19 protein-coding genes are annotated in these 20,590 nt (G+C 41.6%); all 19 read right to left on the minus strand.

The annotated features are described in order from the left end of the window. Positions 1–6: 6 nt before the first annotated feature. A complete protein-coding gene (locus G5195_RS01220; protein ID WP_421222177.1) occupies positions 7–1,140 on the minus strand; it encodes a glycosyltransferase family 4 protein in 1,134 nt (377 codons plus the stop codon). Then, a complete protein-coding gene (locus G5195_RS01225) occupies positions 1,137–2,231 on the minus strand; it encodes a glycosyltransferase (protein ID WP_227340921.1) in 1,095 nt (364 codons plus the stop codon). Before G5195_RS01225 ends, G5195_RS01220 begins: the two co-directional genes overlap by 4 nt. Before the next feature lies 1 nt (position 2,232). Further along, positions 2,233–3,000 carry a glycosyltransferase family A protein gene (locus G5195_RS01230; RefSeq protein ID WP_421222175.1) on the minus strand — a complete coding sequence of 256 codons (768 nt, stop codon included), beginning with the start codon at positions 2,998–3,000 and terminating at the stop codon, positions 2,233–2,235. A gap of 8 nt (positions 3,001–3,008) precedes the next feature. Continuing rightward, positions 3,009–4,265 (minus strand): lipopolysaccharide biosynthesis protein, encoded by a 1,257-nt coding sequence (locus G5195_RS01235; RefSeq protein ID WP_323912956.1) that lies wholly within the window; start codon positions 4,263–4,265, stop codon positions 3,009–3,011. A gap of 30 nt (positions 4,266–4,295) precedes the next feature. Further along, positions 4,296–6,278, minus strand: coding sequence for a polysaccharide biosynthesis protein (locus G5195_RS01240; protein WP_421222172.1), 1,983 nt, complete (start codon positions 6,276–6,278; stop codon positions 4,296–4,298). After that, positions 6,275–7,300 (minus strand): MraY family glycosyltransferase, encoded by a 1,026-nt coding sequence (locus G5195_RS01245; protein ID WP_421222171.1) that lies wholly within the window; start codon positions 7,298–7,300, stop codon positions 6,275–6,277. Before G5195_RS01245 ends, G5195_RS01240 begins: the two co-directional genes overlap by 4 nt. After that, positions 7,300–8,250, minus strand: coding sequence for an NAD-dependent epimerase/dehydratase family protein (locus G5195_RS01250; protein WP_421235779.1), 951 nt, complete (start codon positions 8,248–8,250; stop codon positions 7,300–7,302). The genes G5195_RS01245 and G5195_RS01250 overlap by 1 nt, the downstream gene beginning before the upstream one ends. A 19-nt stretch (positions 8,251–8,269) precedes the next feature. Beyond that, a complete protein-coding gene (locus G5195_RS01255) occupies positions 8,270–9,394 on the minus strand; it encodes a glycosyltransferase family 4 protein (RefSeq protein ID WP_421208013.1) in 1,125 nt (374 codons plus the stop codon). After that, complete coding sequence (locus G5195_RS01260; protein ID WP_421222170.1) at positions 9,372–9,860, minus strand: GDP-mannose mannosyl hydrolase; 489 nt, start codon at positions 9,858–9,860, stop codon at positions 9,372–9,374. The genes G5195_RS01255 and G5195_RS01260 overlap by 23 nt, the downstream gene beginning before the upstream one ends. Positions 9,861–9,876: 16 nt before the next feature. Continuing rightward, positions 9,877–10,527 (minus strand): acetyltransferase, encoded by a 651-nt coding sequence (locus G5195_RS01265; RefSeq protein ID WP_254204284.1) that lies wholly within the window; start codon positions 10,525–10,527, stop codon positions 9,877–9,879. Then, entirely contained in the window at positions 10,499–12,136 is a 1,638-nt protein-coding gene (locus G5195_RS01270; protein WP_421222190.1) for a glycosyltransferase, read from the minus strand. The genes G5195_RS01265 and G5195_RS01270 overlap by 29 nt, the downstream gene beginning before the upstream one ends. Beyond that, positions 12,136–13,392, minus strand: a complete 1,257-nt coding sequence (locus tag G5195_RS01275) for a glycosyltransferase (RefSeq protein WP_421222168.1) — start codon at positions 13,390–13,392, stop codon at positions 12,136–12,138. The genes G5195_RS01270 and G5195_RS01275 overlap by 1 nt, the downstream gene beginning before the upstream one ends. Next, positions 13,389–14,144: an ABC transporter ATP-binding protein gene (locus tag G5195_RS01280; protein ID WP_421222166.1), complete on the minus strand. Its 756-nt coding sequence runs from the start codon at positions 14,142–14,144 to the stop codon at positions 13,389–13,391. Before G5195_RS01280 ends, G5195_RS01275 begins: the two co-directional genes overlap by 4 nt. Then, positions 14,141–14,926, minus strand: coding sequence for an ABC transporter permease (locus tag G5195_RS01285; protein ID WP_213386863.1), 786 nt, complete (start codon positions 14,924–14,926; stop codon positions 14,141–14,143). Before G5195_RS01285 ends, G5195_RS01280 begins: the two co-directional genes overlap by 4 nt. 63 nt (positions 14,927–14,989) lie before the next feature. Further along, complete coding sequence (locus tag G5195_RS01290; protein WP_421208008.1) at positions 14,990–16,078, minus strand: DegT/DnrJ/EryC1/StrS family aminotransferase; 1,089 nt, start codon at positions 16,076–16,078, stop codon at positions 14,990–14,992. Between the two features lie 2 nt (positions 16,079–16,080). Next, positions 16,081–17,202 (minus strand): GDP-mannose 4,6-dehydratase, encoded by a 1,122-nt coding sequence (gene gmd / locus G5195_RS01295; RefSeq protein ID WP_108540000.1) that lies wholly within the window; start codon positions 17,200–17,202, stop codon positions 16,081–16,083. 14 nt (positions 17,203–17,216) lie between these two features. Further along, positions 17,217–18,626 carry a phosphomannomutase CpsG gene (locus tag G5195_RS01300; protein WP_421222164.1) on the minus strand — a complete coding sequence of 470 codons (1,410 nt, stop codon included), beginning with the start codon at positions 18,624–18,626 and terminating at the stop codon, positions 17,217–17,219. Next, on the minus strand, positions 18,607–20,004 hold the full coding sequence (locus tag G5195_RS01305) for a mannose-1-phosphate guanylyltransferase/mannose-6-phosphate isomerase (RefSeq protein ID WP_108540002.1): 1,398 nt from the start codon (positions 20,002–20,004) through the stop codon (positions 18,607–18,609). Before G5195_RS01305 ends, G5195_RS01300 begins: the two co-directional genes overlap by 20 nt. Before the next feature lie 38 nt (positions 20,005–20,042). Further along, complete coding sequence (rfbC, locus tag G5195_RS01310; RefSeq protein ID WP_216954296.1) at positions 20,043–20,588, minus strand: dTDP-4-dehydrorhamnose 3,5-epimerase; 546 nt, start codon at positions 20,586–20,588, stop codon at positions 20,043–20,045. Positions 20,589–20,590 lie beyond the last annotated feature (2 nt).

Consider the following 20,590-nt stretch of genomic DNA (forward strand, 5'->3'; position numbering starts at 1 on the left):
TAGTTATCAACCACAGGGCTGAGCGCCATCGATATGCTGAGCCAATATGTCAAAATATATGCCAATGATTTTTTTCTCATCGAATCTGGCACTAACTAATTGCCTCCCAGCATTACCCATCAAGGTTCTTTGAGCTGTAGTCATTCGTATGAATGTCATCATCGCATCAGCCAATGATGAAACATTTCTAGCTTGACAGAGTAACCCGGTTTTCTCATGTAGCAGTACATCTCTACATCCAGGAACATCAGTAACAATAATTGGCTTTGCCATTGCAGCAGCTTCGATCATAGTTCTTGGCAATCCTTCGCGATAAGAAGGTAACACAATACAATCACTTTCCATTATGATAGGCCTAACATCATGTGTAGTACCGAGATATTCCAGCACACCGTCATTGATCCATTCATGCAATTGTGCATATCCGATCGCTCGTGGGTTATCAGCCTGAACATCGCCTAGCAATTTAAACTTTATGTTTGGATGACGAATATGAATCTGCTTTGCGGCTGCTGCATATTCTCCAATCCCCTTATCCCATAACAACCGAGCAATGAGCAAAAAACTAACCGAGTCATCTTCAGCAAATTTTTCTGAAGGATAAAAAAAACTCAAATCAACGCCCTCGCCAGGCAGTAACAGAGTCTTTCTTTCATCTACCAACTGTCTTGATACAAATTCAAGGCGATCATCTTCATTTAAGAAAATGACTAGCTTAGGATATTTAAAAGCGAATTTATAAAGCAACCTTACTACTTTGGGCACCCAACCATCATTCATAAAGGCATATCCTAACCCAGTGGTTATAGCCAAGGCAGGTGTGCGACAAAGATGTGCAGCAAAAGAACCATATATATTTGGTTTTACCGTATAATGGATAATTAAATCCGCATTAATTTTTCTATATATTCTTACGAAATCAAATATTAATTTTAGTTCAACAATTGGGTTGACTCCTTTAGGGGATAGTGCCAACGGTATAAATGAACACCCCAAATCACAGAGCGAAAAAACTGTATTATCAGGTGGAGCAACAATGGTTATGCGATATCCATGTTGTATAAGTGCAGATAATAATCCGCGGCGAAAATTCCACATTGACCACGCTGTATTGCTCACCATACAAAGATGTTTGCTCATGTGTAGTCCTGGTACAAATTTAACCAACGCAGACAGATAGTCTCTATTGAATAATGGCTAATAACCCGAATCCGAGCCTCCCTAGTCATCACCTCTCTCTCAAGCGGCGAAAGCATCATAGCCTGCTCAATCGCGGTAAATAGCTGCTGACTATTTTTAGAGGGGACAAGCAATCCAGCAGAGCCAACCACTTCCCTCACTCCACCACAATCGGTGGCAACCACTACCCGCTCAGTAGCCATAGCCTCAGCCACAACTAAACCAAACCCCTCCCAAGCTGATGACAACACAAATATATCTGCTGCACTCATCCAATCTTCAACATCATAGCGCAGCCCCAAGAAATGAACTCGCTCGCTAATCCCTTGTGCGCTAGCGATTGTGGTTAAGTATTCTTTTTCCTCACCCTCACCTATGATGACCAACTTAACATTATTGGATCTCGAAGATAACATCGCAAATGCAACAAGCAAATTTGTATAGTCCTTGGCAGCGGTCAGTCTGCCTACTGAAATTAACAATATGTTATTGTCATCAATCCCAAGCTGAGAGCGTAATTTATTTCTGACTGTGGCGTTAAAATAAAAACGCTCCGTATCAATACCATTATACATGACTTTCATTCGCCCGGCAGATACCGCACCTTGTTTAATAAAAGCCTCAACTGCTTCTTGGCTTACGTTTGTGTTAAGATCACATAACCTTTCGGTAAGCCGGTATGCCAATATCCGCCACCCTCTTCCCTCATTAACACTATGTGCAGAGCAGATAAGCTTCGGAAATGATACAAACAATCGTAATAACCGAGCAAAAATATTTGCATGCACCATATGGCTATGCACCACATCCGGTTTATATTGATTAAGTAACCTGATCGCCTGCCAGTATGCTTTGAAAACACTAAATGGAGTTTTCCTCATCTGCAGTGAAACGATGTTTGCTGCAGTCGAATGTGGGCGATTGCTAATTTCACCGGTCATCGAGATAATTAATATATGGTGGCCCAACCTAATAAATTGATCTGCCAAATCGCACACTTGTCGTTCAGCGCCCCCCATACCAAGGCCTGTGATTACCATCGCAATTTTCATGCTATTTTTTCAACCAACAGTAAAGAATGCACTGGAGACTTCTGACACATGCTTTGACCTTGCCGAACAATCGAGTATCTCGGATCACCTGGTCTCGATAAAACAAACCAAAACCACATGGATTACTTCTTAGATTTTTTTTAAAATTTGAGGTGTAGCCATCAGGAAGATATTCACACAAGTATATTACTTGGTCTACATAAAAAACTATCTTACCTATATCGGCAATTTTATTCCATATATATAACTCTGGTACAAACTTTTCGCCCGGGAACTGAGGAAAAGGAAACTCACGCATAACATTAGTGCGAAAAACATAAGCCAGGTCACCTTGTAATATATGCCCTGCCATGATGGGCTGCATTACCATTGACTTGCTCCATGCGGTGTCGGAGATACCAATCATATGACCAGATAATGTTGCTTTTCTAAAACACATCCCAACAAATTCCGAGCCAATATGATTCATAACATCATATAGCTTGGCAACAGCATCACCAGTTAATAAGTCATCACTATCCACAATGATAATCCAATCACCGGTCGCATGAACCACACCTTCATTTATAGCGCGATGCTTCCCTCCATTTTCTTTATAAAAATAATTGATTGGAAAGTCAGATTTAACTCTATAATCAAAAATAAGCTCGGCGGTACCATCAGTGCTACCGTCATCGATTACAAGCCATTCAAAGTCCCGCCTTGTCTGCTGACACAAACTGTCATACAACCTTGGTAAAACATATGCTCTGTTATAAGTTGGCGTCATTATTGTTATCATTGCACGACCTTACACACGCAACCTTTATATTGATGAATGAAGTATATCGACATCGTCGCAGCCATCATCAAAAAAGCATTAGTTATGTAAACGATGTAAATGTCACCGGAACGAAATACTTTTAGCAACAACCAATAGTTGAACATGCTTATAATTAAGAGAAAGAACCACTTGCACATTATCAAAAAATATTTTTTGTCACGGTATAACCGTTGCATTAAAACGCTATCCACAGCGAAAAAAGAAAGCGCAGGCAACATCATAATGGCTAATTCTGCTGCTAACTCATAATCTTTTCCAAAGATAAAATAGACAATTTCATGTAGCCATAACCAACCCATTAATTGCAAGATACATGCAACTAATAACAGCCCTAAACAGACCGTATGTATTTTTTTTACTCTGCGCCCATATAACATCATTGGGGCTATAGACTGCACAACTATACCAAGTACAAGTACGCCCTGCTCTAGCATTTGACTAGCTACACCATACATGGCTAGTTGTTCATACCCTAAGTAATGCTCGATGAAAAAGCGATCAATTCTCATATAAATCAGCATAAGCATTAATGGGACCCAGAGCGCCCCACCTCGACTTAACATTACCACTGCCACTTTTTTATGCCAGTCCCAGATGCCACCTCTAAAATAAATAACACAACACAGTGACATAGCTAAAAACATTGCTTCTATTGCCCTGCTTGAATAGATGATGAAATAAGATGAAAGTAAAAGAGCGAGGCTTACCAAAAGCACCCTTAATAATAAAATTGCAAGACGAATCGCTACAACAATACCTATATTTGTGGTAGCTTGATAGTAGTTGGCTATTACTGAAAATGGTTCATTAAAAATGAGCGCCAGTGCCAATAGCATCAGCATTAATCTTACATCTTGATCTGCGACAATAAAATTTGCGTAGACTAATGTGACAAGCAAAGCAACCAAAGCGAAAAGTAGACGAAAAACAAATACTGAAGATAGTATCTTCCAACGCAAATGAGGATGCCGAACTAATGCCGGAACAACAACTTCCGAGCCGGCAATCAATGTAACTGATGACAATAAAATGACGGCATTGAGCGAATATAGCCATTTCCCATATAATGACACACCGAGTAGATGACTAATTACCCCCTCGCAAAAAAAAACCAACCCAATGGTCACCATTTTTTCAAATAATAGAATACTAACATTAGTAATAATTGCGGCATATTCTCGATAAAATGCCACAACCAGGCCTAATCGCATCCAAGTTGCCTCATTATAGAAACAGGTAACTCAATTTCTAGCCAGCAAAAAATTAACATTGTGTACTGGTAGCTTCACGATGTTCTCCGTTATTGTATGCTGCTTCGCTAGCCACACCAGATCACAGATACCATCCGTCGGTTCGAATGCAGCAGGAGCATGCATCAGGATCTCGCGCACTTGCTGTTGATCAAAACGGTGACAAGCATCATCCAGCGAGGCCAGCAAGGGGCGCAGTCGGGACCAGGGCAGCCAGCTCTCTTGTGCCACCATGATCCTGGGGTGTTCGGTTCCTCTGGCATCATCACCAATCAGTAACTCTTCGTAGAGCTTTTCGCCCGGCCGCAACCCCGTCACCTCTATGGCGATATCACCATCGGGACGCTGCTCATCACGCAGTGTCAGGCCGCTGAGGCGTATCATGCGCTTGGCCAGCTCCATGATCCGTACCGGTTGCCCCATATCGAGCACAAAGACGTCGCCCCCCTCCCCCATGGCGCCGGCCTGGATCACCAACTGGGCAGCCTCAGGTATCGTCATGAAGTAACGGATGATATCGGGGTGAGTCAGGGTGATAGGCCCCCCCTTATCTATCTGCTGTCTGAATAACGGCACCACTGAGCCGGAAGATCCAAGAACATTGCCAAAGCGCACCATACAAAAACGGGTGCTGTGCTTCTCGCGGGTCAAGGCTTGCAAGATCAATTCGGCCAGACGCTTGCTGGCCCCCATGGTATTGGTTGGCCGCACGGCTTTATCGGTAGAGATCAGCACGAATGTTTCCACCCCTGCCTCAATGGCCGCCTGTGCCGCATAAAGAGTGCCGAATACGTTGTTACGTACTCCTTCAATGATATTGAACTCGACCAGCGGGACATGTTTGTAAGCCGCGGTATGGTAGACGGTCTGGATCCTGAAGCTCTGCATCACCGTTTTTAGACGATGCTGGCGCTGTACTGAACCCAATAACGGCACCAGCTCTGTTTCGATCTGCTCGCGCTGACACTGTTCACGCAGATTCTTATTTAAGGCATAGAGAGCATATTCAGATAGCTCGAACAGAACCAAGGTGGACGGTCGGCACCGCAAGATCTGGCGACATAACTCAGAACCAATGGAGCCACCGGCACCGGTTACCATGACCGCTTTGCCTGTGATATTGGCTTCCATTAATTTTGTCACCGGCTCTACCGGATCTCTGCCCAACAGATCGTCGATGGAGACCTCATTGAGCTGATCTATGCGGGCAGAGCCATTGACCAGATCGGCCATTCCCGGGATAGAGAGCACTTCGCAAGAGAGGGGCTCAAGTGCATTAATCACCTCCTGACGACGAGCCCTGGTGCTGCTCGGCATAGCCAGCAAGATCTTCTGCACCCCATGGTGGTCAATCAGAGTTGGCAGCTGAGCACTGTGATAAACGGTACAACCCTGGATCACGCATCCCTGTTTGGCGGGATCGTCATCAATAAAGGCGACGGGATAAAACTCATTACCTTGCAACAAGGCCATTTGAAGCTGTCGACCCGAAGAACCCGCGCCATAGATCAACACCTGGGTACGAGCCAGACGGGTGGTATTGAGCAGCGCCCGGAAAAACAGCCGCACACCACCAACCAGCAGCACCAAAAAGGAGAGATAGATAACAGATACCGTTCTGGGCAGAAAGATATCAAAGTAAAATGCAGAGAGAACAAAGAAACAGGTTGAAAGAAATGCGCCTAGCGAGATTGTCCATAAGACCCGAAAGCTGACATATCGGAGTACTGCGCGATAGAGCCCCAGCCGTACAAACAAACTGATGCTGACAACGATAATTGCGCCAAGGAGTGCCCAGTGATGAGGGCTATCGATGGGCCAGTTATGTTCAAGCCGGATCCAGTACGCTCCCCAATAGGTCATGGTGATCAAGAGCATATCAACGGCGACAGAGATGACACGCTTGCTGGCTCGTGATAGGGAGCCCAGGCAACTCAGTAGCCAGCCCCCTCCGGGTAAAAGCTCATTTCTCATTCTGGTACTCCTGCATTCAGGTGATACGCAAGAAAGGCTAACGGCAAGTAGGCAATGACCAGACCGATCACACCATCGAGCTGGCCCAATACAATCATGACAGCGATCGGCGCAAGCCAGAGGCTATTTATAAGAAGCACAGCCAAGGTCACGTTTCGATGACTTTGCCAACGTCTCGCCAGATATTGATAGCCATGAGTACGATGCGCCTCGCTCAGACGACATTTCAGACGATAGCGATTCAGTAACGTCCAGGTCGCATCAACCACAAAGACTCCGAGCATGACGAGCCATGCCCACAGGAATTGAGGCGCAGAAGCGGCATCCAGCAGCATCAGGGAAGCCAGCATCAAGCCAAGAAATCCGCTGCCACCATCCCCCATAAAGATCCTGGCGGGCGGAAAATTCCAGCACAAGAAGCCAGCCGCCGAAATCCCCAGTAGCAGGATCAAACTGGCAGACGACCACTCCCCCCCAACCAGATAGTGAAATAACGTCATGAACAGACAGACGACAACGGCTTCACCTGCCGCCAAGCCATCGATGCCATCCATAAAGTTGTAGAGATTGATAAACCAGATCACCCCCAGCCAGACCAGCAGGTAACCAAACCAGGCCAGATCGAGCTGCCAACCAAAGAAGGTCAGCGCTGGCAAACCATTAACCGCAGAAACCACCAAAGCGGCCGCCATGCTCTGCACAATCAGGCGGGTTCGAGGCTTGAGAGAGATGTGGTCATCGATAAAACCAACCAATGCAATGCCCAGCGCCGCAGCCCATATCAATGCAAAGCTGCTCTGGGATATGCCGGCGGGCAGTGGGATCAGGGTAACAAACAACGGGGCTGCCAGCAGAAAGGTCGCCACGATAGCCATGCCACCGCCTCTCGGGGTAGGCACCTGATGCGAACTGCGATGATTGGGTTGGTCAAGCAAGCGGGTCTGGGCGTAGCGCCTGAGCAGGCCGGTCATGGTAATTGAAAGAAAAAGACAAAATATCGACAACAAAACAAATGCCAGCATCAAGACGACTCACTATGGATTGACGCCATCAGAGATAAGGTCTGAGAGAGCGAATAGGGTGCCGACCATTGTAATCGGCTCTGAGCCTTGCGGGTATTCATTTCCAGAGAGCCATAAATCCGTTGTAGCTTGGCATCAATCCCCAAACAGCGTCCAAGCCCTCTTATTACTCCTGGTGGGAGATAAAAGAGCCGACAGCTAACGCCTTCTGCTTCTGCAATCGCCGCCAACAACTGAGACGTCGACACTGCGACAGGATCTGCGACTAAAAAGACCTGATTCACTGCAGCCGGGTGCGCCATCGCATGGGCAATAAAGTCACACAGATTAGGTAACGCCAACAGGCTACGCGCATTGGTCAAACGGGCAAAAGGGAGCGGGATCCCTTTGCGCACCCAGGTCATCATGCTGGCAAAGTTAGCCTTCACTCCTTCTCCATAGATAAGAGGAGGACGAATGATGGTTACAGCCATACCACACTCTTTCGCGAGTGCCATCAGCCCCTGTTCCGCCTCATACTTCGAGCGTCCATAGGGATCTTCTGGCGGACTTTGCACATTCTCATCAAATGGCTTGCCAGGCTCGGTCTGCTCGCCATTCACTTTTATCGAACTGATAAAGATGAAGCGCTTCACCCCTGCCTCAGCCGCTTGTCGAGCAAGAGCGAGGGTGCCCTCTGTATTCACCGCTCGAAAAGCCGCCAAAGGATCTGTCGCGGTTTCCGACATCACATGCACCCTGGCTGCACAGTGAACAACCACATCCACCTGTTGCAATTGGGCTGTCCAGTTTGCATAGGCAGTCAGAGAGGGAGCCTGAACATGGTAAGAAGCCAGCGGGTGACTTCGCACCGCTCCTTTAACATTCGCCCCCAGCGCCAGCAAGTGTTCACAGACCGCCTTGCCTACAAATCCGTTGGCACCTATGACAAGAATTCTAGGTATGGACATACAGTTTGAGATAGGCATTTCAAGATGAATAATAATTTGAGATAACCTTTTCATATAACGTCATATATTTATCAATCATGACGTCGGCAGTAAAGTTATGTTCAAATCTAGCCTTTGCATTTTTCCCCATACGCTCAGCTTCATCTTGATCATCCCATAACTTTTTCATTGCAGATGAGAGAGCCTCACTATTTGCTGGCTCAACTGCCAAGCCGGTTTCACCATGCAGATTTATATATGTAGTGCCTGTACCAATTTCGCAAGTAATCATTGGCTTACCATACATTGATGCCTCTAACAAAGTCATACCAAACGCTTCAGAACGCAGATGAGATGGAAATACCACAGCGTAACATAACTCCAGTAAAATATTTTTTTCAGCGTCACTTACTGGACCAACAAACAACGTATTTTTTAATCCTAACTTATCCGCCTGAGACTTCAACTCCTTTTCACATGGGCCTTCACCAATTATTATCAAAGGATAATCAAGTCCACGCATAGCATCAAGGACAAATGACAACCCCTTATAATATCGTAAAAATCCGATAAAAAGAAAAAAACGCCCTTTTATTTTATCATTCCATTTATTCGATAACGATAGTTCTGCATAACTTGGAGATACCTTTTCCAGACCGAATGGTATCACCTCAACATCCTTTTTTAGGCTAGAGAGAACAGGGCTGGTCTTGACATAATTGGGTGAAGAAGCGACCACAGCATCAACTTTATTTAGAAAAGACATCATCAATGGCTTATAAAGTTGTAGCAGGTATTTTTGTTTGACAATGTCAGAATGGTAACTGACCACCGTCGGCTTTTTAGGATTAACCCAAAAATGAACGAGATCCATATAGGGCCACGGAAAATGATAATGAATAATATCAGCTTTCTCAGCCAGTCGCCTGAATTCGACAATCGCAGACCATGAAAAACCAGTCGAAGCTATATAAAAATCTTCTTTTGCAGCATGCACACTATGATTAGCGATGTTAAAATTTCGACCAGCATTCTCAGCACTTAAACATAATACATCGACCTCATGCCCTCTTTTTACTGCACCTTCCGCAAGCTGATATATGACTTGTTGCACACCACCGTAAGCATCTGGATAATATGTTTTAAAAAAATGAAGAATTTTCATTATCTTCCAAGCCCTTATCTAAAAAATAGTTCTTTGTGTATTGATGAACATCTGGTGATGCAAGAAGGTCTACTATATCAAACCATTTATACTTTGAATGCTGAGCAACAGAGAATGAATTTATATCATGGTCTAGTTCTATTGAATACGCTAAAACAACATAGTGAGTTGGAGTCATAACGTCATAAAAAGAATCTTTATAAAAATGCTCGTAGACTCCAATAAATTTAGCTTTCGAATTCTGTAACGTCACACCAAGCTCATTCTCAGCAACTCTTTTAAAGGCATCTAATATAGCTTCTCCCTTTTTTATCCTGCCCCCCAAAACAAACCAATGATCGGCTGCAGGTCTATTTCTTCTGAGACCGAGAAGATATCGCCCTGAACTATCAGAAATCACCAGATCAATCGAGATTAAGGGGGTGTTTTTTATTGTTTTTAAAAAATCATCATCCGTAAGATGCATATCTCGCCCCAAGATGTTATTTATATTTCTTTGCTGGCACACCCACATAAATTCCGGGCTGATCTATAGTGTTTACAACACACGCACCTGCACCAACAGTAATCTCGTCGCGAACAGTAATATTGTTGATTATAGTCGCGCCAGCACCTATAAAACATAACGTCCCAATATTAACTGAACCTGCCACTGTACTGTTGACCGATACATGCGTAAATTCATCAACACAGACGTCATGTTCAATTATTGCACCTGAATTGATAATGCATCCCTCACCAATTTTAACTGAGGGACCAATGTGCCCATGATGACCGACGAATGTTCCTTTACCTATGATAGAGTTAATACCAATCGTGGCTGTGGCAGAAATCAAGGTGGCAACTTGCCACCCCATTTTCCCCAATATCTCTAACTGTAACTTTCTTTTATGATTATCACCTACTGCAGAAAAAAAAATCCACTCATCGGGAGAGATTACATCCCACGAAGGAAAAACTGGATAACCCAAAATACTCTCGCCAGGTTTTGCATTATCATCAATAAAGCATAACGTTGAAAATCCTAACGATAATGCTACATCAGCCACACTTCTTGCATGTCCACCACATCCTAAAATGGCCAACTTCTTTGAATCTACCACATTATTTCTCCAAGCAACTAATACGCTCAAGTATATCGATATGCTCATTTACAACATCAGACCATGTACGCATTGATAACTGATCGTATATCTGCAACTGTTTTCGTAGTAAGATGTCCTTATGGTGGAGTGCCCATTCTATTCTCTTAGCCATATCTCTCCAATCATATGGATCAAAAAATGTCATTTCCTGTAACTCAGGGTCAGTAAGAATTTCTTCAGTTACAGGAATACGTGCCATAACAACTGGAGTATTAACAGATAACGCCTCAGTAAATGTAAATGGACACCCACCTTCACTTAGACTTGGATTGACAGCTAGTTCAGCAAGATGATAACAAGCAGCTAATTCTGGAACAGACAAGCCATGCAAAAACAGAACATCCAACTCTAATTCCTGTTCTTTGATAAATGTAGCTATTTCTGATATCTCACTCTGACTCCCTGTCACAATCAACTTACATGATAAAAAACGCTCTCTTAATAAATAATTATATGCCTTAAAAAGGCTTAGCATATTTTTATTAGGTCTAGTCTGACTCGCATAAAATATAAATTTCACCTCATCATTACTAAAACCAGATATATACCTAGTTTTATTAGATTTTTTAAGCGCATTCATAAAGTCTGAACGAGCCTGCAAATTAACTTCTTCACATTGAAGACTTTTACCATCAGGTGAGATAGTCCTGTCTAGCGTGTTTGGAGCATGATGAATCACTGATATGTGAGCAGGGTTTACTTTATAACGTTCAACTAAAGTATCCCATTTAACTTTATTACTATAGGTAACAAAATGATCTCCATCACGAATAGTTGACTCAATTTTTCTGAACGTTTGAAGAAAACGCTCTCCTCCAACATTGCAAAATCCGACTGGAAACTCCGTCAAGACAACATCAGGCACACATAGCAAACGAGGTGCATGTATTTTATTAAATTCAGGCCAAAAGGCAGTAGGGCAATACCAAGCAGATATATCGCTCAATGAGTCAACCAGATTTAGCATCCTTTTAGACTCAGCGGCTTCAAGTTTATTGTATAGACTTATCACTAGCCCATCGTTTTTGGGTGATGATATTATACTGGACATTCGTATCAAATACTTTATGAAGAATTTAAGTAATGTTCCCTTAACTACACTTGATATTTTAATAAGCAACGCAAAAAACATAAGAAGAGCTATGAATACAGGAGCCAAACCTATTAAAAGAATGCCAATAATCGCAACTTCAAAAAGTATTGGAATAATATCCCGAAGAGAAACGGCGGATATCAGATAAGATTCAACCCGGTTTAAATACCGATCAGTAAGATGACGTAGATATTCCTTTGCGTTTGACAGAACTCTATATTTATTTCTTCGATTCTTTTTATATGAAATATACTTCTCGTAAATAGACAATATTAATGGCTTCGAATCTGGCGACTGAATAACAAACTTATCTAATGGAACATTTTCACTTTCAAATAATGCATATAAACCACTTTTTGACCAACTAGGACACACTATTGTAAACTGCACTTCATTTCGAGAGATAGCTCCCTTCATAAACGAAGCCAAATAGCGCCCTAGACCTTCACTTCTCAAATCCACATTTGGTGCATACGACAAAAAAATACCATAGTTTTTCTTCATCACTTTAATAGTTCCTTAATTGCAAGCCAATAGCACTCCGAATAGTTAGCCACATTATTCCGCATTAATTCATCACCAGACGGCAACGTAATTTTGGCCGCATTTTCTTGCATAAAAAGCAACTTATCTGCCATATCATATGGATCCGATGAGTCCATCCATTTCAAGGAAAGATTGAACTGCTCATTAATTTCTCTCATTGCAGGATAATTGCTAGAAAGCCCCGGCGTTTTCAAATATGCAGCCTCTATAACAGAAAATGTCCCATTATCAATAGAAGCTGGATGCCATAAAAACTCAGCATTCGCTAAAAGCTTCTTGTATGCAGATGTCGAAAGCTCACCCTTTAAAACTAAATTTTGTGACAATAATAATGATGATGACAGTACTCTCAAAATATCTGCGTTAAAATTGGAAGGATCCGATTCGAACACCGCATGAGAGTCCACACCTGTAACTATACATTTTAAATTACCACCAAGAACCTCATAATAATGCTTCAAAGCTCTAACTGCATTTAGATGATTTTTATGAATGGCTTTATTAGTTGTCCATACAAAATACTTATCATGAATGTCAATAAGTTCAACAGAAGACGAGAAATCTGGTGCCAACATAGGAAGTAGGCTCAACTTTGACTTATCTAATCCAGCATACTGAAGAGCATCATCATAAGTGAATTTTGTGGTAACAATAACCTTATCAGCTCGTCTCGCAACGGATAAGAATGACATATTAATATCTTCATTGATGATTTTTCGATAACGCTGTAAATAATCGTAGATAACTGCAACAACTGGTCTAATAGGAAGTATGGGATGTTCCAATCGGTCAGACACGATTACCCAAACATCGCAATCACATAAATTCTGAATCCCATCGTTTGGCACAAAATAATCACAATTATCAGGCTCCCATGTAGCATTTCCACTATAACACATAGCTCTTCTAGCTTCAGCGGGAGATATAGTCATCCATTTAAATGAGCGCTTTACTGTTGACCTTGGTAAGTCATCAAGCTCACCTTCCGCTTCAAGATATTCAAGATCAGGATGAAGAAAAATAATCTCAACATTATCTTTATCAGCTTTGCTTCCAAGATAAAACGCCTCTACAAGTAACTTTGCAGCTCTTAAACTCCCTCCTCTGTATGGGATAGGTACAATAACTGCAACCCTTAACGGTTTAATCAAGTATGCTGGCTTAACTTCACTTTCCATTACATGACACCCATAACCTTGACTATCAAAAGTCATAAAAACAGTCCATTTATAGATCTATAGTATTCAATTGCATTGGGCATATCACCATCGAACACAATCTCTCCATGATGAAATACTACTCCTCTATGACAAATTTCTTTCAACGCACCAAAATCATGAGATGCTAGAATCAAAATTTCTGCATTTTCAATAAGTTGAGATATTCTGCTTTTAGCTTTGGCCATAAAGTTTGCATCACCCGCACCTATAACCTCATCAAGGAGTAATATATCACCTCCTACAGTTGTTGATATGGCAAATGCTAGTCTTACCTGCATGCCTGCAGAGTAAGTTTTAATTGGATAATCAATAAACTCACCCAAACCAGCAAACTCTACGATCTCATTTTCTTTCTCTTTCATAAAAGTCGGAGAGAGGCCAAGCAGAAGACCACGATAGAGAATATTCTCTCGGCCTGTTGCATCAGGTTCAAAACCTAGACTTAAATCAAAAAGAGAACGAACTTGCCCTTCAACAATTAATTTACCACTAGATATAGGATAGAGACCTGCCACCGTTTTAAGAAATGTACTTTTTCCTGCACCATTATGCCCTAAGAGCCCAACCCTCTCTCCATTATTTATTTCTAGCGTAATATTTTTTAATGCATGAATATCAGAAACAGAACGTTCTGCTTTTCCTTTTTTAAAAGCAGTAGAGAAAAGAGACTTTAGTGACCGCTCTTTGTAAGCTACTGATGCATAATGAAGGTTAACACTCTCAAGTTTAATTTTATTCTTTTTCATAGGTAGAAGATCACTTTTTTCTCTGCATTTCGGCCAATCAGCCACGCAAGCAAAAATAGGAAAGCAGCAGTTATTAGACTAAATGTATAGTTCTCTAGACTCGGCCATTCACCTTTTAGTAGTGGTGCTCTTATAATTTGCAATACATGATACACAGGATTGTAATCGACTAACCAATCCAATCCGCCAGAACGGAACATACGTTCTTCGAAATATACCGGAGAGATAAACCATATCGCTTGCATGACTAATCCCATCGCATGTGGTACATCTCTAAATCTAACCCCGATATAGGCTAGCAATGTTGATAATGGCCATGCTATAAGTGCCAATATTGGGAAAACAGTTAAGGTGGCTAGCCAGGTTATATTTATATTTTGTGGCAATACAACTATTGACCAAGCAAATAGAGCCAAACTGGCAAGTGCAAGTACTATAATGCTGCTCAAGACAGTTCGTAATGTATATATTGCTAATGGATGCTTGCATTGTTTAATGTAGGCATCTGCTTGCACAAACGCAAGTGAACCACCAATGGTATTGGCTACTACAAAATCCCAGACTATAATTCCTGACAAAATATAGGGTGCATACGTCACTATGTCCGTATTAAACATTTTACTAAAAACTATAGATATTAATAATGTCATACCTAAAGGTTGAATAAATGACCATAATACACCGAAAAAAGACCGCCGCCAACGAGAGCGTAGATCCGATAAAGCGAGATGCTGCCAAAAATATCTAGCATCCCAAATACCCCTAACATAAGAAAGACTCATAAAACTCCCACCAACTTAAAATAACCCTTCACCAACGAAAGATGAAGGGTTATTTATTTAACATTACTTATTTAAATAAAAATCAGAAATTACGTTGCAGATATAATCAACATCTTTTTCCAATAATTCAGGGTAGCTTGGTAAATTCATTCCTCTTGAGCTGATATCTTCAGCAACAGGAAATTTATGTTCCGTAAATACATGTGGCATCGTATTAGCTAAAGGAAACAATGGCCTTGTCTCAACATCATGACTCTTTAGAACTGTTCTGAGCAAGTCTCTATCTTGTGCATTCTCGACTAGGATCGAGCACATCCAAAATGAATGTCTGGTATTCTCAATCTCTTTGTGGAATGTTATCGGCAAATGGTTTAATCGACGCTGATACCAACTGGCAATCTCTCTTTTTTTTGCAATTATCTCGTCTGCTTGCTCTAATTGTGCCAGGCCAATCGCAGCACATATATTTGTCATGCGATAATTAAATGCCAACGCATCATGCCAATACTCTTTAACCTTCGAAACACCTTGGCTCTTCAAGTGGCATGCCAAGTCATGGACATTTTTATCCTTTGAAACAACCATGCCACCTTCGCCGGTAGTTATTGTCTTATTTCCAAAGAAACTGAATGTTGCCACATCACCAAATGTACCAACATGCTTATTCTTATAAAGAGTACCGAACGCCTCCGCACAGTCTTCTATCAAAAACAAGTTATGTTTCTTACAAACATCGACTAACGCATCCATATCACATGGTAAACCATAAAGATGCACAGCCATGACAGCCTTGGTCTTTGTTGTGATTTTTGCTATTACATCATTGACATCGATGTTCCATGTATCTGGTAGCGAGTCAACATAGACTGCTTTTGCACCGGTCTGAATGATTGTATTCACTGAGGCAATATATGTGAATGAAGGAACAATAACCTCATCACCAGGACCAATACCTAAAGCAGCCAACGCCAAATGAAGTGCTACAGTACCATTACTCACTGTTGTACAATTTTCTGCACCAATATACTTTGAAAATGCAGATTCAAATCTGTTAATAAACTCACCTTTTGAAGAGATCCATGTTGAATCAAGGCATTCATTAACATATTTTTTTTCATTACCAGATAATCTTGGTTGATATACTGGAATCATAGTCACTCCACACTGACATTAACATCAAAGCCATGAGATTTCAGCAAGGCATGCTGGCGAGCTTGCTGCAAATCATATGCAACCATCTCACTTACCATTTCTGCGAGTGTCGTTTCCGGCTCCCAACCCAGCTTATTTTTTGCATTAGATGGGTCACCAAGAAGAGTCTCTACCTCGGCCGGTCTGAAATAACGTGGATCAACACATACGATAATATCACCGACCTTCAATGCCGGCGCCTTATCTCCATAAATCGCCGAAACGACAGCTTTTTCCTCGACGCCGCTTCCAACAAAGTTCAATTCAATACCTAACTCAGCAGCGGCCATTTTTATAAATTCACGGACACTATATTGCACTCCAGTTGCAATGACAAAGTCCTCTGGCTGCTCTTGTTGCAACATCATCCATTGCATCTTGACATAGTCTCTTGCATGTCCCCAATCACGCAATGAGTCCATGTTTCCCATATACAGGCACTTTTCGAGGCCTTGAGCAATATTTGACAAACCTCGAGTAATTTTTCTAGTGACAAATGTTTCTCCACGACGGGGTGACTCATGATTAAACAAAATACCATTACAAGCATACATACCATATGCCTCACGATAATTCACCGTAATCCAGTACGCATACATTTTTGCAACAGCATAAGGGCTGCGCGGATAAAAAGGTGTTGTCTCTCGCTGCGGAATTTCTTGCACGAGGCCGTATAGTTCGGATGTCGATGCCTGATAAAAACGAGTTTTTTTTGTCAGTCCCAAGAAACGAATAGCTTCCAATAAGCGTAAAGTACCTATCGCATCAACATCCGCAGTATATTCTGGTGAATCAAAACTAACAGCGACATGAGATTGAGCACCAAGATTATAAACTTCATCTGGTTGAACTTCGGCTATAATTCTCGTTAGATTTGATGAATCCGTTAAGTCACCATAATGTAGTTTAAAATCAACGTTCTCTTCATGAGGGTCTTTATAAATGTGGTCTACACGTTGTGTATTAAACTGAGATGCACGGCGCTTAATACCATGGACTTCATACCCCTTCTCTAATAGAAACTCAGCCAGATATGAACCATCCTGACCAGTCACCCCAGTAATTAACGCTACTTTCTTGGACATTTTTAGTACTCTCCTTATAAGTTGTTGATCATTTTATGTAATGAATTCAAACCAGACGTTAACTTGCTTATATCGTTTTTGCTTTCAACATTAAGCCTTAGTAATGGTTCTGTGTTTGAAATGCGAACATTAAATCGCCAATCATTCATTTCAATACTAAGACCATCTACATATTCTACCTTGACAGCAAGTGGCGCATAGACCTCTTCCAGCTTCTTTATTATCTCAAGAGCATTATCAACTCTATAATTTATCTCACCACTGCATGGATAGGCTTTAACACGTTCAGCAACTAAACTAGACAATGTGGATTTTTTTAGTGATAGCAAGTTAATTACTAGTAACCAAGGAATCATACCGCTATCACAGTAGCCAAAGTCACGGAAATAGTGATGGGCACTCATTTCACCACCATATATTGCATTCTCACTGCGCATCCGTTCTTTAATAAATGCGTGACCAGTTTTGCTTTGTACTGGTGTACCACCAGACTTTTCAACGATATCAATAGTATTCCATGTCAAGCGCGGATCATGAATGATTTTCTCATGAGGATTATCTACTAAAAATGCCTCTGCTAATAATCCAACAATATAGTATCCTTCGATGAAATCACCATTTTCATCAAACAGAAAGCAGCGATCAAAATCACCATCCCAAGCAATACCCATATCAGCATGATAGAACTTTACCGCTTCCGATGTAGCACTTCTATTTTCAGGAAGCAATGGGTTAGGAATACCATTGGGAAAGTTACCATCTTCCTCATGATGAATTTTTATAAACTCAACAGGAACATTGAGGGTATTGAAACGTCGCTCGATAACATCAAGCACATGCCCTGCCGCCCCGTTACCGGCATTCACAACTAGCTTGAGTGGACGTAATTGATGCGGCTTTATATACGTCAGCAAATGATCGACATAAGCATCTAGTATCGATTTTTTAATCAATGTTCCTTGCCGGGAGGATGCAAGGAAGTCACCCTTTTCAGCCAATGCTCGAATATCATTCAAACCACTATCACCACTAATTGGACAAGCATCACGACCAACCAGTTTCATGCCATTGTAATCCATAGGATTATGACTGGCCGTCACTTCTATAGCACCATCAATGTCTAACGTAAATGCTGCAAAATAGGTTTCTTCAGTCCCCGTAGTCCCTAAGTCGATGACATCACAACCGGCATCAAGAATCCCTCTTGCAAGTGCTTGCTTTAGGCTTTCGCTCGTGAGCCTAACATCGCCTCCAACAGCAATTGTCGTTGCATTTAGATACTGTGCAGTTGCACGGCCAATACGGTATGCAATCTCAGTGTTCAGCTCATCACCCAGTTTGCCGCGAATATCGTAAGCTTTAAAACAGGTAAGATTCATGATGCCCCCTAAATTAAATTCCTTTTCAATAATCAATGATGTCATCTTCACCTAAATATTCACCCGTTTGCACCTCTAGCATAACTAAATCGATGAGACCTGGATTTTTTAATTGGTGACGATGCCCAGCAGGAATATATGTAGATTGGTTAGCAGTTAGCAAGGCAATTTGATCTTCATAGAAAACCTCTGCAACACCAGATAATACCACCCAGTGTTCATTTCTATGATGATGCATTTGCATCGTTAAGCTAGCCCCAGGTTTAACTTCAAGTCTTTTTATTTTAAAACGCTCTCCCACCTCAAGTAACGTATAACGTCCCCATGGACAATAGACTGTACGATGTATTTTATATGCATCATTATTTATCGTCTTAAGGTGATTATAAATTAATTTTACATCCTGACTACTTTCTTTGTGAGCGACCAATAGAGCATCAGCAGTATCAACAATTACTAGGTTTTCTACACCTACAGCACCAATAACCCGATCCTCGCTCGAAATATAACAATTTGAGGTAGCATGTAAAATTGCATGCCCCTGAACGGTGTTTCCATCGTCATCAGCTTGATGTAGTTCACTTATTGCAGCCCAAGACCCAATATCACTCCAGCCTATGTCACATGGAACTACTGAAACATTTCCTGATTTTTCCATCACGGCATAATCTATCGAGATGTCTGGAACATGGATAAATGTGTCAGGGTCCAGATCAATATGCTTGACCTTTTTACTTTGAACCGAATCGGACTTGTCAAGGCAAGCTTTTGTTGCTATCAATACTTCCGGACAATGCAAGTCCATCTCTGCAATCATTGTACTTGCTTTAAAGCAAAACATACCTGAATTCCAGAAGAAGCGACCGCTTTCAACGTACTCAATTGCCTTATCCAATGTTGGCTTTTCAACAAAGCGCAAAACCTCTGTACCAAGAGCTTCAATGTAACCATAACCTGTTTCAGGTATTGTGGGTTTAATACCAAATGTGACTAACCGTCCTGCTTTTGCTAATTCAATAGCGCAGGAAACAGCATCATCGAATGCAACTTGCTCTGTGATCAAGTGATCAGCAGCCAAGACCAACAAGACCGCATCATCGCCATATGTATCGCGAGCATAAATTGCTGCAGATGCTACTGCTGCTGCAGTGTTACGGCCATAAGGTTCAAGAATAAATGAAGTCTGAATTTCATTACTATTAACTTCTTTAAATGAATCTAGTGTTTTGAAATAAAGGTCTCGATTAGTAATAGTTAATACTTCACTGACATCTGATAATTTTGCTCCACGTAAAAATGCTTTTTGTAAAAAACTTTGATTATCCGATAGTTTAATGAATGGCTTGGGATGTTGTTCACGTGAAACAGGCCATAATCTTGAACCGCTTCCACCACACATAATAGCAGGAATTAAGACAGTCATAGATACACCATAATGTATTTAATGTGTTGATATGATTTTCAGAAATGTTTAGCTGCCATAAATGGCTTTGCATTTTTATCTTTAAGAGATAATATAGGGAGCATATCACTCTCCCACTCTATTCCTAGTTGCTGGTCATTCCAACATATTGTATGTTCAAAATCAGGTCTATAATAATTGGTTGCTTTATATAAAACTTCTGCTGTTTCTGTTCTAGTTATAAAACCATGGGCGAACCCTTTCGGAATCCACAATTGCCGCTTATTCTCAGCTGATAGATGAACACCGACCCATTTTCCAAAGGTCGGCGAATTTTCACGAATATCCACTGCTACATCAAATACTTCTCCCACAACACATCGCACCAGCTTTCCCTGGGCGTGTGGTGATGATTGATAATGCAGTCCACGCAACACGTTTTTCGAGGATTTAGAATGATTATCTTGAACAAAAGTAACAGGGTATCCTACTGCTTCTTCGAACAGTTTATGGTTGAAACTCTCAAAGAAAAAGCCACGCTCATCACCAAATATTTTTGGCTCAAAAATAAGTACATCAGGTATCGTGGTCTCGATTACATTCATCT

The sequence above is a fragment of the Aeromonas sp. 601039 genome (assembly GCF_049174415.1).
GTDB classification, from domain to species: domain Bacteria; phylum Pseudomonadota; class Gammaproteobacteria; order Enterobacterales; family Aeromonadaceae; genus Aeromonas; species Aeromonas veronii_A.

Bases quoted from the DNA above. Each gene is read 5' to 3' on its own strand.
- G5195_RS01220 (WP_421222177.1), bottom strand. From the start codon at position 1,140: ATGAGCAAACATCTTTGTATGGTGAGCAATACAGCGTGGTCAATGTGG.
- G5195_RS01225 (WP_227340921.1), bottom strand. From the start codon at position 2,231: ATGAAAATTGCGATGGTAATCACAGGCCTTGGTATGGGGGGCGCTGAA.
- G5195_RS01230 (WP_421222175.1), bottom strand. From the start codon at position 3,000: ATGACGCCAACTTATAACAGAGCATATGTTTTACCAAGGTTGTATGAC.
- G5195_RS01235 (WP_323912956.1), bottom strand. From the start codon at position 4,265: ATGCGATTAGGCCTGGTTGTGGCATTTTATCGAGAATATGCCGCAATT.
- G5195_RS01240 (WP_421222172.1), bottom strand. From the start codon at position 6,278: ATGAGAAATGAGCTTTTACCCGGAGGGGGCTGGCTACTGAGTTGCCTG.
- G5195_RS01245 (WP_421222171.1), bottom strand. From the start codon at position 7,300: ATGCTGGCATTTGTTTTGTTGTCGATATTTTGTCTTTTTCTTTCAATT.
- G5195_RS01250 (WP_421235779.1), bottom strand. From the start codon at position 8,250: ATGTCCATACCTAGAATTCTTGTCATAGGTGCCAACGGATTTGTAGGC.
- G5195_RS01255 (WP_421208013.1), bottom strand. From the start codon at position 9,394: ATGAAAATTCTTCATTTTTTTAAAACATATTATCCAGATGCTTACGGT.
- G5195_RS01260 (WP_421222170.1), bottom strand. From the start codon at position 9,860: ATGCATCTTACGGATGATGATTTTTTAAAAACAATAAAAAACACCCCC.
- G5195_RS01270 (WP_421222190.1), bottom strand. From the start codon at position 12,136: ATGAAGAAAAACTATGGTATTTTTTTGTCGTATGCACCAAATGTGGAT.
- G5195_RS01275 (WP_421222168.1), bottom strand. From the start codon at position 13,392: ATGACTTTTGATAGTCAAGGTTATGGGTGTCATGTAATGGAAAGTGAA.
- G5195_RS01280 (WP_421222166.1), bottom strand. From the start codon at position 14,144: ATGAAAAAGAATAAAATTAAACTTGAGAGTGTTAACCTTCATTATGCA.
- G5195_RS01285 (WP_213386863.1), bottom strand. From the start codon at position 14,926: ATGAGTCTTTCTTATGTTAGGGGTATTTGGGATGCTAGATATTTTTGG.
- G5195_RS01290 (WP_421208008.1), bottom strand. From the start codon at position 16,078: ATGATTCCAGTATATCAACCAAGATTATCTGGTAATGAAAAAAAATAT.
- gmd (WP_108540000.1), bottom strand. From the start codon at position 17,202: ATGTCCAAGAAAGTAGCGTTAATTACTGGGGTGACTGGTCAGGATGGT.
- G5195_RS01300 (WP_421222164.1), bottom strand. From the start codon at position 18,626: ATGACATCATTGATTATTGAAAAGGAATTTAATTTAGGGGGCATCATG.
- G5195_RS01305 (WP_108540002.1), bottom strand. From the start codon at position 20,004: ATGACTGTCTTAATTCCTGCTATTATGTGTGGTGGAAGCGGTTCAAGA.
- rfbC (WP_216954296.1), bottom strand. From the start codon at position 20,588: ATGAATGTAATCGAGACCACGATACCTGATGTACTTATTTTTGAGCCA.